Below are 14,794 nucleotides of genomic sequence, written 5' to 3'. Positions count from 1 at the left end.
GCGGACTTCCGCCGTTTTTTTGTTTTTCCAGTGATTCCTTCCATCAATCCATATATATTTTATGATATACTGATTGTGATCGAAAGAATCGTAGAGAGGGGGCGTGACATCCGTGAAAACGCGCGTCACAGCTGCGATTCTCAGCTTGGTTGTCACGCTGTTCTTGTTGTTTGGCGGATATTTTGCTTATCAGTGGTGGGCGTTGAAAAAACCGATCGAGGCGATGCTGACAAACGAACCCCATTTTCAATTGGTCGAATTGCGCATCGAACCCGATCGTGTATGGATAAAAGCAAACACAGATGCCGCTTTTTCTTTTACCACTCAATTTCCAGATTTGAACAAACGTGTGAAAAACATGGTGGGTGAACGCGCGGTGACCATTCAGTTGGCAGACAAGCCGGACCCCGTGTTGAACCGCGCTTGGAATCGGATGGTTTTCGACATTGAGGAAGGATTGGTGAACGCGCGATATTCGCAAATTCCGAAATCGGTGGAAACGGTGGCCAAATCGATGCAGATCCGTTACGATATTACGATGGACGATCAGTTTCTCTACGTGGAGCTGCATCGTGGGCCGCATACCCTTTACCGCGTTCTCCCGTTGCATAAATCGAACTCCGGGGTGAAGGATAATGGGTAAAGCGATTGCCTTCGGTTCCGCCTCCGCGGTGATCGTGTTTCTGTTGACATTGGGCTACAGTGTCTTGCCGTTGGTCACGTTGCTGGCCATTGGCACGGGCGTGTATCTGTTTGCGCAATCGCGCGGCAGCGGGTTTGCTTTCGGCCGGAAAAAGTTGGTTCAGAGCAAAGCATCGGTGCCTACGACGTCGTTCGACGATATCGGCGGTCACGAGCGCGCCAAAAAGGAGCTGAAAGAGGCGCTGGACTTTCTGATCCACCGTGACCAAATCTCGCAATACGGCATCCGCCCCATCAAGGGAATTTTGCTCTCCGGCCCGCCAGGCACGGGGAAAACCCTGATGGCGAAGGCGGCGGCTCACTATACCGATTCGGTGTTCGTTTCCGCGTCCGGGAGCGAATTCGTGGAAATGTATGTCGGAGTGGGCGCCCAACGGATGCGTGAATTGTTCCAAGAAGTGCGGACGTTGGCCAAACGAAATCAGAAAACCAGCGGCATTGTTTTCATTGACGAAATTGACGCCATCGGCGGACATCGGGAAGGTTCACAACACCGTGAGTACGATCAGACGCTCAACCAGCTGCTCACGGAGATGGACGGCATCTCGACGGATCAAGACATTCGTATTCTCGTGATCGCGGCCACCAACCGGAAGGATATGCTGGACCCGGCATTGCTCAGACCGGGGCGGTTTGATCGGCAGATCGAAGTGGATCTGCCCGACAAAAAAGCCCGTCTGCACATTCTCCGGCTGCACACACAAAACAAGCCGCTGGCCGAGGATGTGAGCCTGGAACGTCTGGCTGTGGAGACTTTCGGATTTTCCGGAGCACAGTTGGAGAGTGTCACCAATGAGGCGGCGATTTATGCGATGCGGGAGAACAGTCCGGAAATTACGCAACGTCATTTGTCCGCTGCGGTCGACAAGGTGATGATGGGAGAAAAAACGGACAGGGAAGCGACGCAAGAAGAACGTGAGCGTGTGGCGATTCACGAATTGGGGCACGCCATCGTCTCGGAGCTGGTCCGACCCGGTTCCGTTTCGCAAGTGGCCCTGTCACCGCGCGGACAGGCACTGGGATATGTGCGCCAGCATCCGGGTGAAGACCGGTATCTGTACACGCGGAAACAGATCGAGGACCAGATCAAGATTTGCCTTGCGGGTGCAGCTGCCGAAGAACTGATTTACGGCAACCGCAGCACCGGCGCTCGCAACGATTACCAAAAAGCCAACCAGTACACCCGGACCTTGATCGAAACGGGTCTTTCCGATCTCGGCATCATCGATCCGGAGTGGATCAACAAGGAAAAGATGCAGGAAGAGTCGACCCGGATTTTGAATGCACTGCAAAAAGAAACGTACGACATGCTGTCCCGGTACCGCAAACTGTTTGACGCCTGTTTGCAGGTACTGCTGCAGGAAGAAACGCTTTCCGGAGAGCAATTCCGCATGATGATGAAGGACGCGGTATCGGGACAAGGCCAAGATCGGGTAGAAGGGAAGGAGATGTGCCTTGTCATCGATTCATGAAATCGCAGTGATCGGTGGTGGCACGATGGGCCAGGGGATTGCCGAACTGTTGTCCAAAAAAGGATTTGAGGTGACACTGTTGGAGCAGTCCCCGAAACACGCTGAACAAGCCCGCCATCATATCGAGATCAGCTTGGACAAGCAGCTGGCCAAATGGGGAATTACGGCTGCCGAGAAGAAGGGAATTCTCTCCCGCATTCGGTTCACGACGGATTACGCATCACTGAAAAGTGCCGATTTGGTCATCGAATCGGTCTATGAAGACCTGGATGTGAAAAAGGATGTGTTTGTTCAATGTGACCGGATTTGCCGGCCGGAAGTCATCTTGGCCAGCAATACATCCACTTTGAGTTTAACGGAAATCGCCGCTGCGACCCAACGGCCCGATCGTGTGATCGGCCTTCATTTTGTTCATCCGGTGGCCAAAGTGGACGTGGTGGAGATCGTTCGCGGACTCAAAACATCGCATGAAACGTTTGAGACCATTCGTGACTGGGTCAAGGAGATGGATCTGGTCGGAATCGAAGTCTATGAGTCGCCCGGTTTTGTCACGACCAGGCTGATCATCCTTCTCATCAACGAAGCCATCCACACCCTGATGGAAGGGGTGGCATCCGCCGAGGAGATCGATCTGGCGATGAAACGGGGATACCATTTCCCCATGGGTCCGCTGGAAATGGCCGATCACTTTGGTTTGGATTCCGTACTCGCCGCCATGGAACGTCTTTTCCGCGAGTACGGTGACACCAAATACCGGCCGGCACCGTTGCTCAAAAAGATGGTGCGCGCCGGGCATCTCGGCGTCAAAACAGGGGAAGGCTTTTTCCGCTACAACGAAGACGGAGATCGGTTGGATAGGAAGGATGTCCAATGAAGGTTCTGGTGATCAATTGCGGGAGTTCATCCATTAAGTATCAGTTGTTTGAGATGGAAGACGAGTCGGTTCTGGCCAATGGTTTGGTCGAACGGATCGGTACGGACAGCGCGATTTTGACGCATCGCGTAACCGACCGGGACGAATGGGTGGAAACGGCGGAGATTTTGGATCACAGTGAAGGATTGAACAAAGTGCTCTCTTTGTTGACCGATCCGCAAAAAGGCGTGATCCAAAGTGTTGAGGAGGTTGCCGCTGTCGGCCACCGCGTGGTTCACGGCGGCGAATCTTTTTCTGAATCCGTCGTTATCGACGACGAAGTCATCCGTGAGATCCGGCGCAACGTGGATTTGGCGCCGCTGCACAATCCGCCCAACCTGCTCGGGATTGAAGCGGCACGCCAACATTTGCCCCATGCCCGACATGTGGCGGTATTCGATACGGCGTTCCATCAGACAATGCCGGACTATGCGTTTATGTACCCGCTCCCTCGGGTGCTGTATCAGAAGTACAAGATCCGTCGGTACGGTTTCCACGGTACATCTCATAAATACGTAACATTGCGCGCGGCGGAAGTATTGGGGCGTCCGTTGGAAGAGTTGAAGCTCATTTCGTGCCACATCGGCAACGGGGCCAGCCTCGCGGCCGTTCAACACGGAAAATCCGTGGATACCACCATGGGTATGACCCCGTTGGAAGGATTGATGATGGGAACCCGTTGCGGCAGCATCGACCCAGCCATCGTCCCGTTTGTGATGGCCAAAGAGGAATTGACGTTGGCCGAAGTCAATTCCATGATGAACAAACACAGCGGTCTTTTGGGCGTGTCGGGATTGTCCGCCGATATGCGCGAAATCACCGAAGCGATGTTTGAGGGTAACGATCAGGCCCGTCTTGCGTTGGATATGTATACATATCGCCTGCGCAAGGCGATCGGGGCTTTTGCGGCGGCCATGGACGGCGTGGATGCCATCATTTTCACTGCCGGTGTCGGGGAAAACGCTTCGCTCGTGCGCGAACGCGTCTGCAAGGGGTTGAATTTCCTGGGTGTAGAGTTGGATCGGGAGAAAAATGCCGAACGCTCCAAACAAGAGCGGATCATCAGTACGGAAAACTCCCGGGTGTCCGTGTTGGTCATCCCGACCGACGAGGAATTGATGATTGCGCGTGAGACCAAAAATCTGGTGAAACATTCATGATGAACAAGGGTGGGTCTTTTTCCGATGAAAAAGGCTCACCCTTCTGTCACCCAATACGCCTGTTCATTCCTCCGGTTTGAACCTTCGGTCAACGGTTAACGATTGATGTATACAGACAGTTGCAGTACAATATGGAGCAAACCAGGGGATTTGGAGGAGGAGAACCATGAAACTTTCTGAGCGGGCTCAGCAACTGACCCCTTCGTCCACGCTGGCCATCACCGCTAAAGCGAAAGAACTGAGACAACAAGGACATGACGTTATCGGCCTCGGCGCCGGCGAGCCGGACTTCAATACGCCGGAACACATCTTGAAGGCGGCCGAAGAAGCCATGCGTGCGGGGCACACGAAATACACGGCTTCAGGCGGGATTCCCGAGTTGAAAAAAGCCATCGCCGACAAGTTTCGTCAAGACAACGGTTTGCGTTATGAACCGGATCAGATTGTGGTGACAGTCGGTGCCAAGCATGCACTGTACAACTTGTTTCAGGCCATGTTGGATCCCGGTGACGAAGTGATTATCCCGGCTCCGTACTGGGTCAGCTACATTGAGCAGGTGAAGTTGGCCGGAGGCGTTCCGGTGATCGTGGAAGGGACTGAGGAACAACGATTCAAAATCACGCCGGGGCAACTGCGCGCCGCGATCACCGATCGGACACGCGCGTTTCTGATCAACAGTCCTTCCAATCCGACCGGAATGGTCTATACGGCGGAGGAGCTGCGGGCGCTCGGTGAAGTGTGCCTTGAACACGATGTGGCGATCATCTCCGACGAAATTTATCAACACCTGATTTACGGTGAAGAAAAACATGTGAGCATCGCCAGCCTGGGGCCGGACTTCTACCGGAATACCATTGTCATCAACGGTGTATCCAAAACTTACTCGATGACCGGTTGGCGGATTGGTTATGCCGCTGGAGATGCCCGTATCATCAAAGCGATGACGGGATTGGCCAGCCACAGCACCTCCAACCCCACCTCCATCGCTCAATATGCGGCGATTGCCGCGTTGACCGGTACGCAGGAACCGGTGGACACCATGCGGGCCGCCTTCAAGGAACGCCGCGATTTCGTGGTGAAACGTCTGTCCGAGATCCCCGGGTTCCGCATCTTGCCACCGCAAGGAGCATTTTATGCGTTCGTCAATGTGCGTGCGGCCACGGATGCTTCACCCTTCGAGAATGTGGATGCATGGGTGAAAGCCTTGTTGGACGAAGAAAAAGTGGCGGTTGTACCCGGATCGGGATTCGGATCTCCCGATCATATCCGCATCTCGTATGCGACATCCATGGAACAACTGGAAAAAGCGCTGGACCGGATTCAACGTTTCGTTGAAAAGTATCAATAAACAAAAATCAGACTGCCGAGCATGGTCGGTAGTCTGATTTTTGTTTAGCAAATGAACGCCATGATTGCTCCTCGTCAAGAAATTTTTGTTCAGAAACAAACCTTGGCTCTCCTACGTGGGGTTTTGTGTTCATTTTTGATCCGGTGACCCCAGCGGGGTTTGTCTTTGGTTTCGTTCGCAGACCGGAGTGAAATTTCTCCCGATGTGCTTGGCGCACACTTTTGTTGGCGGCATCCTGTTAAAATATGGATTCCGCGTCTCGTGGAAGAACCCGTACGCGTTTCAGATAATCGGTGACTCTCCGATCATCGTCATATGGATAGGGGAATCCAAAATGCAGCGCCACCTCAATCGCGGTCTCCCTAAAGAGATCACACATCACAAAAAGGGACTGCCAAATATTATCGTATTCGCCATCAGGGAATGTTTGGACGAATGCTTTCCAACGCTTCGGATCAAGATACTTCTCGAAATACTTGCCAAACTTTCCTGTATCGACGGAAAAGCCTGTTTGAGTACCAATATACCAACTCAACATCGCGTTAAGCGCATCCCGTGCAGGACGATCGTACATGTACTTCACATATGGAAGCTCCTTGCGCCACAATCCTTTGGCGATGTTTGTTGTAATCCACCAAAATTCGTTGCAACAGTCCTGAAACTCTTTTTCAGCAGGAGGTGCAGGGACACCATCTTTGTCACTTGCCGGTGGCAACGGTTCCAATATTCCGTCCTTATCCAGCAGAAGCAAACTGGTGCTTTCCAAACGCAATTCGGATATATTGTCAGCGGGATAAAACGTGAGATCGATCCGATTCCCATCCGTGAACAACATCAGAAATGCAAAGCTGCCATCGTTAGGATCTGGTGGCGGGAAAACTTTTTCATCGGGCGTTTGCATCATGATCAATTCTCCGAAGGTATTGATCCAACTGCGGTCTTGGACAAAATCATCCACGGAGGATACGATATACATGATGTCGTAGTCTTGAAACAGATCGCGGGGCGCATTCGGATTGGCGCGTGATCCGTTCAATATGACCGCGCGGATCCGTTTATCATCATTCGCAAAATTCAGTATCAAATCGAGCATTTCCTTTTCACTTCTCATTGTTCTCCCCCCCATTCAATCTCTTTTGTTTTTGGATTGTAGCATATTCCGTGATCCCGCCCAAGAGCGGTTCTGGCTGTCTTCATCCAAGACGGTTTTTGAGATGTTCCGATTAAGGGGTTGAATTGAAATGCGTAAAATTTCGTTTTTGCTATGTTTCTGTGTGCTGTTGCTCGGGTTAGTGGGTTGCAGTGAAATGCCTGCAAGAAAACCCATTGCAATTGTGATTCAAAAAACGAATGGATACAAAACAACGATTGATGAAACGAAGATCGTTGAAAAGGTAATGACGATTGTAGAGAACGTCAATTGGAAAGAAGGAACAAATCCGTCAATGTCCAGAAAAGAGGATGCCCGTTTCCAAGTGAATTACGAGAACAAGGAGAAAGAGACGTATCTTGTTTGGTTTGGCAAATACGGAAATGCTGAATTCATAAGGGTTTCTGCAAAAGGATCTACGTATGGAACATTGATGAAAGCGGATCAAGCGAAGCAGTTAAGAGAAATTTTATTCTGTTATTCCGCATGGGTAGACCGGTTGATTTGTTGGCGAAACACGGTTTCAAACTTCCGCAAGACCGATTCGGGAATTGCGGTTTGATGATTTATCGGGAGCAGCGGAAGCTGTTGTTCGGCTATTGTAACGTATGAACATGTGTTGAACCAAATGAGAAGGGGAAAAGCGCAAGGTGTGAATCGTCCGTGGCAACAGGAGCTTTGCTGTCATCCATCAGTTATCAACGGAAAGAAATTATTCCCTGCATTGCCCATGCTGTGGGCATTTGTAGTGGGAGGGCTGATTTGTGTCATCGGACAGCTAATGATGGACGGTTGAAGCTTCCCCCGCATACACCGCCAGCATGAATTTCTGCGATCGTGTTTCGTTTTTGTACAAGAACCCCGCATGTTTATACGGGGTTCTTGTTCCGGTGGATACGTAATGGTCGCAATTACGTCGGTTGCCCTTTCCCTTTTTGATTCAATACTTACGGATGTTGAAGTTATCTTGCAGCAGGGACCAGTTCCTGGGGAAATCCTCGCCCAGAACCCAATAGCCGATCCCCCGAAGCCGATACTCCTTGATCAAGTTGAATTTGGCTTGGGCACTCTGTGCGTTTTCAAACCAGACCACGTGTTTTTTGCCCCGTTGATCCGTGTAGAAAAAGTACGGAGCTTGATCTCGGTTATTGTATTGGATTTTCAGCGACTTCATGTGAGCAAAAGTCTCGGCTTCCTGCGGCGACACCCGTTTAGCCGGGGGGCCGCCTTTTTTGTATGGCAGGGTCCAGTCATAACCGTACAGCGGCGCTCCCATGATGATCTTTTCCCGAGGGATCTTGGAAACGGCATAATTCACGACTTTACGAACCTGAGGGATCGGAGAAACGGCCATGGGAGGTCCGCCGGTCCAACCCCATTCATAGGTCATCAAAATGACAAAATCCGCTATTTTTCCATGGAAGGCATAATCATGGGCACCATGCCAAGGACCAGCCTGTTTGTCACTGGATTTTGGAGCCAGGGCGGTGGATACCGGATAGCCTTCCTTTTTGATCTGTGGCACGAATCTCGCCAAAAATCCATTGTACAGCTGCCGATCTTTTTCGCGGATGTGTTCAAAGTCTATGTTTAAGGCACGGTATCCCTTTTGCTTCATGACACGGATTACGTTTTGAATCAGCCGTTGAGACGCCGTGGGGTCCGTAAAGATCCGGTGAGCGATATCCGGCTGGAAATTTCCATTAGCGAAGTTGGTGATCACCAACATCGGGACTGCACGGTTCCGTTTGGCGGCTGACAAGGGGATCGCATCATTTAAAGGAATCAAATCTCCATTGGGTTGAACGCGGTAACTGAAAAAACCGATGTAAGTCAAGTTCCGACCGGCTTCATTGACATCGGAAACTGCTTGCACGGGGTTGACCGGTTCCAAAAAGCCAATGGACTCAATGCGGGGTTTGGATGCGTTGGTTGGGAGGTTATGATCCCCTCTTTTGTCAGGGAGTATCCTGCCTCTGCTCTCCATGGGCACTGTTTCCGGATGAGCAGCCTGATTGCTCAGCTGCTTGGGACGAGGATTTGCTTCCCTGCTTTGTTTGGTTGGATTGCATCCCGCCAAAAGTAGGACCAATGCGATGAAGATCAGATAACCTTTTCTCATCTTTATCACCCATTTTGGTTTGTTCAAATATCAGGCTTTTCTTATTCTCGTCTTTTTATTCACGGTTGCTGATGTGTTGTTGGGGTGGGTGATTCTCCAGGGCAGACATCCTTTTTGGAGACAATGGTCCACTCTTACCCTTCGTTCCATAAGGGTATCATTACAAATCTCAGAGTTGGCTACTGTGTACCGGAGAAGGATTTCCCTTTTGTGTGATCGAAAATGTTCATTCATTTTTCATTTGCGATACAAGGAGGTGAAAATAATGAAACCCCGGTGTTATCTTGTAGTCGCCAACGCTCCTGAACAATTGAAGCTAAGAGAAGCAAATGCTTTATTTAATGATTATATCGGGGACAAAAAAAGAGGTCATTGTGTGTATCACGATCATTTTGTGGACCGTCCCGGAGGAGTTGCATTTTTTGCAATCGAGAATGAGGAGCAAAAGGAGCATCTTGCACATGATTTGAATGGATGGAAACTGGAGATCCATCCACTTACGGAGTCGAGGTCCGCAGCCGGTTTTGTGTATCAGCTGGATTATACGAGTACCAATTATGCGGGTATTCCATTGGAGAAACTCATAAAGCGGATCAAGGAAGCCGAAAAAGCAGGAATTGATCCTTTAGACGCGTAGTGGTGTTCTTGCATCAATGTTGTAAATTGACAGGAGAAAACTGAGGCTGCAACAATGACAAACCCAGCGTTATTTCCGCTGGGTTTGTTGATGGCCTCAGTCACTTCTCTGTTTCTCAATGAATTTCCCGGAATACCCCGATTACTTTCCCCAAAATACTGACACTTGTCAGGCGGATCGGTTCCATCTCGTCGTTTTCCGGTTGCAGGCGGATATGATCCTTTTCTTTGTAGAAGCGTTTTACGGTGGCTTCCCCGTCATGGGTCATCGCCACGACGATATCCCCGTTTTCGGCGGTGTTCTGCTGACGCACCACCACATGGTCACCGTCGAGAATACCGGCGTTGATCATACTGTTGCCGTGAACGGACAAGACAAACGCCCGTTCTGCATTGCCGACCAGGCGACGAGGGAGAGGGAGGTATTCTTCCACATTTTCGATGGCAGTGATCGGTTCCCCCGCGGTGACTTTCCCGACCAGCGGTACCAATACGGTGTCAGAGGAGCGGACCGTTTCCTCCGGATCACCGCGATCCAATAGTTCAATGGCCCGCGGTTTGGTGGGATCGCGTCGAATGAACCCCTTCTTTTCCAAACGGGCAAGATGACCATGTACCGTCGAGCTGGACGCCAAGCCCACTGCTTCTCCGATTTCGCGAACAGACGGTGGATATCCCCTCTCTTTGACCGATTTCTTTATGTAGTCCAAGATTGCCTTTTGCCGCGAGGAGAGTCGCGTTGTCATCACCCTCAACTCCTAGTCGATGATGTTTCCCATTTTCTCCAGTATACACGAATCTGCTCCAAAGAACAAACATCAGTTCCCCGGAATATGTGTTCCGGAAAACATGCCTCCACGATTGACATACTTCCCTTTAGTGATACCTCTGGAGTGGTAAGTCTGATGCTTCGACAATATCGCCCCTTCGGATTGCCTCCTGTTATAGAGTAAAAAAAGCCCCAGATAACCGGGGATGACCGCCGAGATTTATGGGCAAGGGAAGCGAAAAATGGAAAAAATGATCCGTCTGGGGATTGTCATGGACATGAAGAAAACCCCGTTGAAGACAAGTAACCGAATGCTCCTTCGTGACACACCAAGAAGGCAACCGACAAACGATCCCAATGTGGTACGGACTATCACCACTTTGCCCACAAGAGCATTAGCGGTACTTCGGACAGATTGTTGGGTAGCGATCGGGACACGACCACCGACGCGTACACCGTTGCTGACTGAGTGAATCTAACGTTTACTGGTGCATGGCAAACACATGAAGAAGACACCTCCTTCACTGTATATATCATTCTGTGAAGGAGGATGAGAGAGAGTAAGAGCAAGCATATGCCCCACCATACCGAATTCTGCTTCCGGCCATGATGATTCACTTATCCTTCATATGGACCCCTTTTGAATGTTATACTATGTTGGCCGATTCGCAGTTAACGTTGGCGGCAAGATGATACGAATAGGCGGCACTGGCGCTGTACACCATGACAACCCCGATGGCCAGCAGTAACAGAATTGCCGTGACGATCACGTAATCCGGGGTGGAAGGTGTCGCGTATTATAATGACTCCAAAGCTACCAATGCGCAAGCTGCGGTCCGGGCATTGGAATCCTTTGATCAGCCGATCGCGTGGATCGGAGAAGGAACCAGGCTTTTCTTTGAAGACCGGCTTGGTAAATGGATGGGGTGAACAAACCAATGATTCAGGCAGCGATTTTGTTTTTTCTTGCCGGTTTGGCGGAAATAGGCGGAGGATACCTGATCTGGCTTTGGTTACGGGAGGGAAAGCCGTTTTACTGGGGAATGGTTGGCGGGCTTACCTTGGCCTTGTACGGGGTAATCGCCACTTTTCAATCTTTCCCTTCCTTTGGGCGGGTTTACGCTGCTTACGGGGGAGTGTTCATTGTTATGTCCGTTTTGTGGGGATGGGTCATCGATAAGAAGACCCCCGATTTTTATGACTGGATTGGAGCAGGGATCTGCTTGATTGGGGTGTCCGTGATGCTGTGGGGACCGCGGAGCTAGGGGAAATACTTTGCCGGCTCGGTATTTTTTCTTTCTACCCCCTTTTCATCCATGTGTTTTTCGCTTGTTACAAGTTCCAATATCTATGATATGATGTAGAAGAAGTGGGAATTAATGCAATCTTTCTGCTGTCATGATTTCAACAAACCGTATAATATTACATACAGGTTTGCATAACAAACCACAAAGATGATCCATATGCACCGCAGACTCATTTCTTTCCTCCTAACAGCCAAACGATCCACATATGCTTCCCAAGGAGACGATGCTACCGTCCCACCACAGTTACAAGGATCCAAACAATTGGAATATCGTGATGGTGCTTATTTCTACCGGGATATCTATTTCGGTATGGAGAGGTTTACAGGGATGGAAACGGTATATCATTTGGACCAACCCGTATGGGCTATGAGCTATGGGGGAGGAGTGCTCAACATCAGCGATCGGGAACAGATTCGTTCCATCTATGCATTCTTGCGAGAAGCATTGCGCTTGGGATCGGAGGAGGCGCCTTATCGGGGGCCGGACATCTGGAAAAATGGGTCGCTTATCTATCTGAACCAATGGGAGGGAACACTGGATCGCTTTCATGGATATGAGGAAATCCGCCTGAAAGATACAAAAGTGTATGAATTGCGATATCAGGGTGGTTTTATATAGAGCGAGCGGGAAAACCCAGCCCTTTAGGGTTGGGATGAGAAGCGAGCGTCGGACGCGGGAAGGCTTCCTCTCTCACAAGTCTGACATTGTTTCAATTCCCTTCTGATCCATGCTGATGAAGAATCACAATCCACGGGCTGATGCCGGTTGGAGGATGCCGGTTCAATTCACGGCTTACAAGACAACCGACAAGCAGGTGATCACGGTCGATCCTCACAACACGTCACAGGCATGCTCCAAATGTGGTCAGAGCGTAAAGGAGACATGAAAAAAACGTATCTATCGTTGCCCATGCGGATATGTGGCAGGCAGAGAGGTCAATGCCGCAGAAATCCTCCGATTGGGATACGTTCCTGGGCAGAAATACGGACAATCAGAACCGACCCTTTTCCAAGATTGGACGAAGCCTTCGCGGATGGATGTGGGTTGCCATGCCGGATGAAGCGAGAAGCCCACGGCGACCGAAGGGAGTGCCTCCGGTACTTTAGCCGTGCGGAGCAAGTCACTGAGATAAGCCGGGAAAGAGGTCGATGTTGAGTGGGGAAGTGGATCATACCGGCAGTGTTTGTCCTGTTGTGGAGCAGCGGCGCCATTTTTGTGGAGTGGGGATTGCAAGACGCTTCGCCGATGGCTTTTCTGTCGTTGCGTCATATATGGGCCATGGTACCGATGTGGGGGATATCCCTATGTTTGCGTCCCGCTTGGCCGAGGGATCGATCGGAGTGGCGGGATGTGATCATCACCGGTTTGACGATGCAAGTTGGATATCAGTTGTTTTTCTTCTTGGCTTTGGATGCAGACGTATCCCCCGGCTTATTGTCCATCGTTCTCGGTGCCCAACCGCTGCTGACAGCTGCATTATCCCGGGAATCCGTGGTGATGGAAACAGGGAGGCCGTTTTACGGGAAATTGAGGTTTTAAACGGTTGATACAAAAACAACGCTTTGCCGCCACCTGCCCAAGAAATGAAATCCATTTGTTGCGTCCGCCCTGCCCGATAACCCCTATTGACTGATTGCAGCATGTATCATAAGATTATACATAAAGAATTTTATATTTTGAAAATGGAGAAAAATAAGAGAGCACAAGGTTGTGTTGTCTTAAGTCTCCCATCCATCCAAAAAGGAGGTACCTCCATGTTATTGAAGAAGTCGTTGGCCGCGGGAATATGTTTATTGTTCTTGACTGCCACCCTGGCGTACGGGTTGATGCCGCCCTCTCTCCAGCGGGTTGAAGCGGCCGGCTCTTGGGTGCAAGTCTGGAGTGACGAATTTAACGGCAATAGCGTTGATGGTTCCAAGTGGAATTTTGAAACCGGCCCCGGTCCCAATAACGAACTCCAACTATACACGACCAACAACGTTTATTTCGAAAATGATCCCAACAATGCCGGGAACAAATATTTGGTCATCCAAGCCAAACGGGAAGACAAGGTTTACAATGGCCGAACCTTTAACTATACCTCCGCCAGACTGAATACCCAAGGCAAATTTGATTTCAAATACGGCAAAATCGAAATAAGAGCACAACTCCCTCGGGGACAAGGCATGTGGCCCGCATTTTGGATGTTGGGGAGCGACTATGGCCAAGTGGGTTGGCCCAATTGCGGCGAATTGGACATCATGGAATATGTGGGCAAAACCCCCGCCACTGTTTACGGAACTCTGCATGGTCCCGGTTACAACGGTTCAACGGGAATCGGCGCCTATCATGATACGCCTGACACCATCAGCACACAATTCCATACATATACGGTGGAATGGGAACCCAACGTGATTCGGTGGTATGTGGATGGCCAACTGTACCAAGTGCGGACGCCACACGATCTGGACGGGCGCAAGTGGGTCTTTGACCATCATTTCTTCATCATCCTGAATTTGGCCGTAGGCGGGGATTGGCCCGGCGCGCCGGACAACACCACCATCTTCCCGCAAAATTACAAAATCGATTATGTCCGCGTCTATCAGCGCCAAAACAATGAGTATGAACCCGCTCCCGCGAAAAACTTCATCGCGCTTAAAGCGGCGGCCAACGACAAATTTGTGACAGTGGACAAGTTTGTCGGTGACCGCAAACTCCGCGCAAACCGCGATGGCGCCAGCGTATGGGAAATGTTTGAAGTGAAGGACCTGGGCAACGGCAAAGTGGCACTCTTGTCTTCGACCGATTACAAATTCGTCTCCGTCAAATCAGATGGCTCGGTTTTCGCCGATAAAGAAACTGTCGGTCCATGGGAAACCTTCCAGGTGGAAACTCAGGCAAACGGAAAAAAAGCGTTGAAAAATCTTGGAAATCACAATTACTTAAGCGCCGATCTCAACTTGGATTCAGTTCTGGTGGCGAACCGTCCGACAGCGAGCACATGGGAGCAGTTTGATTTTGTACAAAAATAGGCCAACCGTCCGTCGTTTTCTTTAAACAACCCGCCCGTTCGTCGCGAAGGGAATCACCATCTTCCCGAACGGGCGACGACGGTTATCCGCCATGTGTTTCCTTACCTGTACAACTGGTAGAACCCTGCAAACGAACGGTGAGGGTTGGGTTCACCGGATCATTTCGTTAGACACATTTTGGACACAAAACAACCGGTTCCCTAA

At 50.5% G+C, this 14,794-nt stretch carries 16 protein-coding genes; 13 read left to right on the top strand and 3 right to left on the bottom strand.

Annotated elements, in window-relative coordinates; genetic code table 11:
* Positions 1-112 precede the first annotated feature (112 nt).
* From JQC72_RS08740 to JQC72_RS08720, 5 genes are all read left to right on the top strand, one after another.
* Positions 113-643 carry a hypothetical protein gene (locus JQC72_RS08740; RefSeq protein ID WP_205494817.1) on the top strand — a complete coding sequence of 177 codons (531 nt, stop codon included), beginning with the start codon at positions 113-115 and terminating at the stop codon, positions 641-643.
* Positions 636-2,174, top strand: a complete 1,539-nt coding sequence (locus JQC72_RS08735; RefSeq protein WP_205494816.1) for an AAA family ATPase — start codon at positions 636-638, stop codon at positions 2,172-2,174. The genes JQC72_RS08740 and JQC72_RS08735 overlap by 8 nt, the downstream gene beginning before the upstream one ends.
* Complete coding sequence (locus JQC72_RS08730) at positions 2,158-3,048, top strand: 3-hydroxyacyl-CoA dehydrogenase family protein (RefSeq protein ID WP_302104631.1); 891 nt, start codon at positions 2,158-2,160, stop codon at positions 3,046-3,048. The genes JQC72_RS08735 and JQC72_RS08730 overlap by 17 nt, the downstream gene beginning before the upstream one ends.
* Positions 3,045-4,247: an acetate/propionate family kinase gene (locus JQC72_RS08725; RefSeq protein ID WP_205494815.1), complete on the top strand. Its 1,203-nt coding sequence runs from the start codon at positions 3,045-3,047 to the stop codon at positions 4,245-4,247. The genes JQC72_RS08730 and JQC72_RS08725 overlap by 4 nt, the downstream gene beginning before the upstream one ends.
* 166 nt (positions 4,248-4,413) lie before the next feature.
* On the top strand, positions 4,414-5,595 hold the full coding sequence (locus JQC72_RS08720; RefSeq protein ID WP_205494814.1) for a pyridoxal phosphate-dependent aminotransferase: 1,182 nt from the start codon (positions 4,414-4,416) through the stop codon (positions 5,593-5,595).
* Positions 5,596-5,833: 238 nt separating this feature from the next.
* Here the strand turns inward: JQC72_RS08720 and JQC72_RS08715 are convergent, their stop codons facing one another.
* Positions 5,834-6,706 (bottom strand): aminoglycoside 6-adenylyltransferase, encoded by an 873-nt coding sequence (locus JQC72_RS08715; RefSeq protein WP_205494813.1) that lies wholly within the window; start codon positions 6,704-6,706, stop codon positions 5,834-5,836.
* Positions 6,707-6,836: 130 nt separating this feature from the next.
* Here JQC72_RS08715 and JQC72_RS08710 point away from each other — a divergent pair, with 130 nt between their 5' ends.
* Complete coding sequence (locus tag JQC72_RS08710; RefSeq protein WP_205494812.1) at positions 6,837-7,307, top strand: YhfM domain-containing protein; 471 nt, start codon at positions 6,837-6,839, stop codon at positions 7,305-7,307.
* Positions 7,308-7,475: 168 nt separating this feature from the next.
* Positions 7,476-7,541 carry a SpoVA/SpoVAEb family sporulation membrane protein gene (locus tag JQC72_RS16870; RefSeq protein ID WP_419179856.1) on the top strand — a complete coding sequence of 22 codons (66 nt, stop codon included), beginning with the start codon at positions 7,476-7,478 and terminating at the stop codon, positions 7,539-7,541.
* Positions 7,542-7,685: 144 nt separating this feature from the next.
* Here the strand turns inward: JQC72_RS16870 and JQC72_RS08700 are convergent, their stop codons facing one another.
* Positions 7,686-8,867, bottom strand: coding sequence for a glycosyl hydrolase family 18 protein (locus JQC72_RS08700; RefSeq protein ID WP_205494808.1), 1,182 nt, complete (start codon positions 8,865-8,867; stop codon positions 7,686-7,688).
* 265 nt (positions 8,868-9,132) lie between these two features.
* Here JQC72_RS08700 and JQC72_RS08695 point away from each other — a divergent pair, with 265 nt between their 5' ends.
* Positions 9,133-9,504 (top strand): hypothetical protein, encoded by a 372-nt coding sequence (locus tag JQC72_RS08695; RefSeq protein WP_205494806.1) that lies wholly within the window; start codon positions 9,133-9,135, stop codon positions 9,502-9,504.
* A 115-nt stretch (positions 9,505-9,619) separates the two neighbouring features.
* Here JQC72_RS08695 and lexA read toward each other — a convergent pair whose 3' ends face one another.
* Positions 9,620-10,249, bottom strand: coding sequence for a transcriptional repressor LexA (lexA, locus tag JQC72_RS08690; protein ID WP_205494804.1), 630 nt, complete (start codon positions 10,247-10,249; stop codon positions 9,620-9,622).
* Between the two features lie 961 nt (positions 10,250-11,210).
* Here lexA and JQC72_RS08685 point away from each other — a divergent pair.
* The 5 genes from JQC72_RS08685 to JQC72_RS08665 all read left to right on the top strand — a co-directional run bounded on the left by JQC72_RS08685 (position 11,211) and on the right by JQC72_RS08665 (position 14,590).
* On the top strand, positions 11,211-11,537 hold the full coding sequence (locus JQC72_RS08685; RefSeq protein ID WP_205494802.1) for a YnfA family protein: 327 nt from the start codon (positions 11,211-11,213) through the stop codon (positions 11,535-11,537).
* 303 nt (positions 11,538-11,840) lie between these two features.
* Positions 11,841-12,197, top strand: coding sequence for a DUF5680 domain-containing protein (locus JQC72_RS08680; RefSeq protein WP_302104627.1), 357 nt, complete (start codon positions 11,841-11,843; stop codon positions 12,195-12,197).
* Positions 12,198-12,306: 109 nt separating this feature from the next.
* On the top strand, positions 12,307-12,465 hold the full coding sequence (locus tag JQC72_RS16865) for a zinc ribbon domain-containing protein (RefSeq protein ID WP_419179852.1): 159 nt from the start codon (positions 12,307-12,309) through the stop codon (positions 12,463-12,465).
* A 269-nt stretch (positions 12,466-12,734) separates the two neighbouring features.
* Complete coding sequence (locus JQC72_RS08670) at positions 12,735-13,118, top strand: EamA family transporter (protein ID WP_205494795.1); 384 nt, start codon at positions 12,735-12,737, stop codon at positions 13,116-13,118.
* A gap of 215 nt (positions 13,119-13,333) precedes the next feature.
* Positions 13,334-14,590: a family 16 glycosylhydrolase gene (locus tag JQC72_RS08665; RefSeq protein ID WP_205494793.1), complete on the top strand. Its 1,257-nt coding sequence runs from the start codon at positions 13,334-13,336 to the stop codon at positions 14,588-14,590.
* Positions 14,591-14,794: the final 204 nt, after the last annotated feature.

This window comes from Polycladomyces zharkentensis, from assembly GCF_016938855.1.
GTDB classification, from domain to species: domain Bacteria; phylum Bacillota; class Bacilli; order Thermoactinomycetales; family JIR-001; genus Polycladomyces; species Polycladomyces zharkentensis.
This window is presented reverse-complemented; position numbering and strand designations above follow the sequence as displayed.

Excerpts from the sequence above, each read along its gene's own strand:
- JQC72_RS08715 (WP_205494813.1), bottom strand. The coding sequence starts at position 6,706 with ATGAGAAGTGAAAAGGAAATGCTCGATTTGATACTGAATTTTGCGAAT.
- JQC72_RS08725 (WP_205494815.1), top strand. The coding sequence starts at position 3,045 with ATGAAGGTTCTGGTGATCAATTGCGGGAGTTCATCCATTAAGTATCAG.
- JQC72_RS08710 (WP_205494812.1), top strand. The coding sequence starts at position 6,837 with ATGCGTAAAATTTCGTTTTTGCTATGTTTCTGTGTGCTGTTGCTCGGG.
- JQC72_RS08735 (WP_205494816.1), top strand. The coding sequence starts at position 636 with ATGGGTAAAGCGATTGCCTTCGGTTCCGCCTCCGCGGTGATCGTGTTT.
- lexA (WP_205494804.1), bottom strand. The coding sequence starts at position 10,249 with ATGACAACGCGACTCTCCTCGCGGCAAAAGGCAATCTTGGACTACATA.
- JQC72_RS08695 (WP_205494806.1), top strand. The coding sequence starts at position 9,133 with ATGAAACCCCGGTGTTATCTTGTAGTCGCCAACGCTCCTGAACAATTG.
- JQC72_RS08700 (WP_205494808.1), bottom strand. The coding sequence starts at position 8,867 with ATGAGAAAAGGTTATCTGATCTTCATCGCATTGGTCCTACTTTTGGCG.
- JQC72_RS16865 (WP_419179852.1), top strand. The coding sequence starts at position 12,307 with ATGCTGATGAAGAATCACAATCCACGGGCTGATGCCGGTTGGAGGATG.
- JQC72_RS08685 (WP_205494802.1), top strand. The coding sequence starts at position 11,211 with ATGATTCAGGCAGCGATTTTGTTTTTTCTTGCCGGTTTGGCGGAAATA.
- JQC72_RS08665 (WP_205494793.1), top strand. The coding sequence starts at position 13,334 with ATGTTATTGAAGAAGTCGTTGGCCGCGGGAATATGTTTATTGTTCTTG.
- JQC72_RS08720 (WP_205494814.1), top strand. The coding sequence starts at position 4,414 with ATGAAACTTTCTGAGCGGGCTCAGCAACTGACCCCTTCGTCCACGCTG.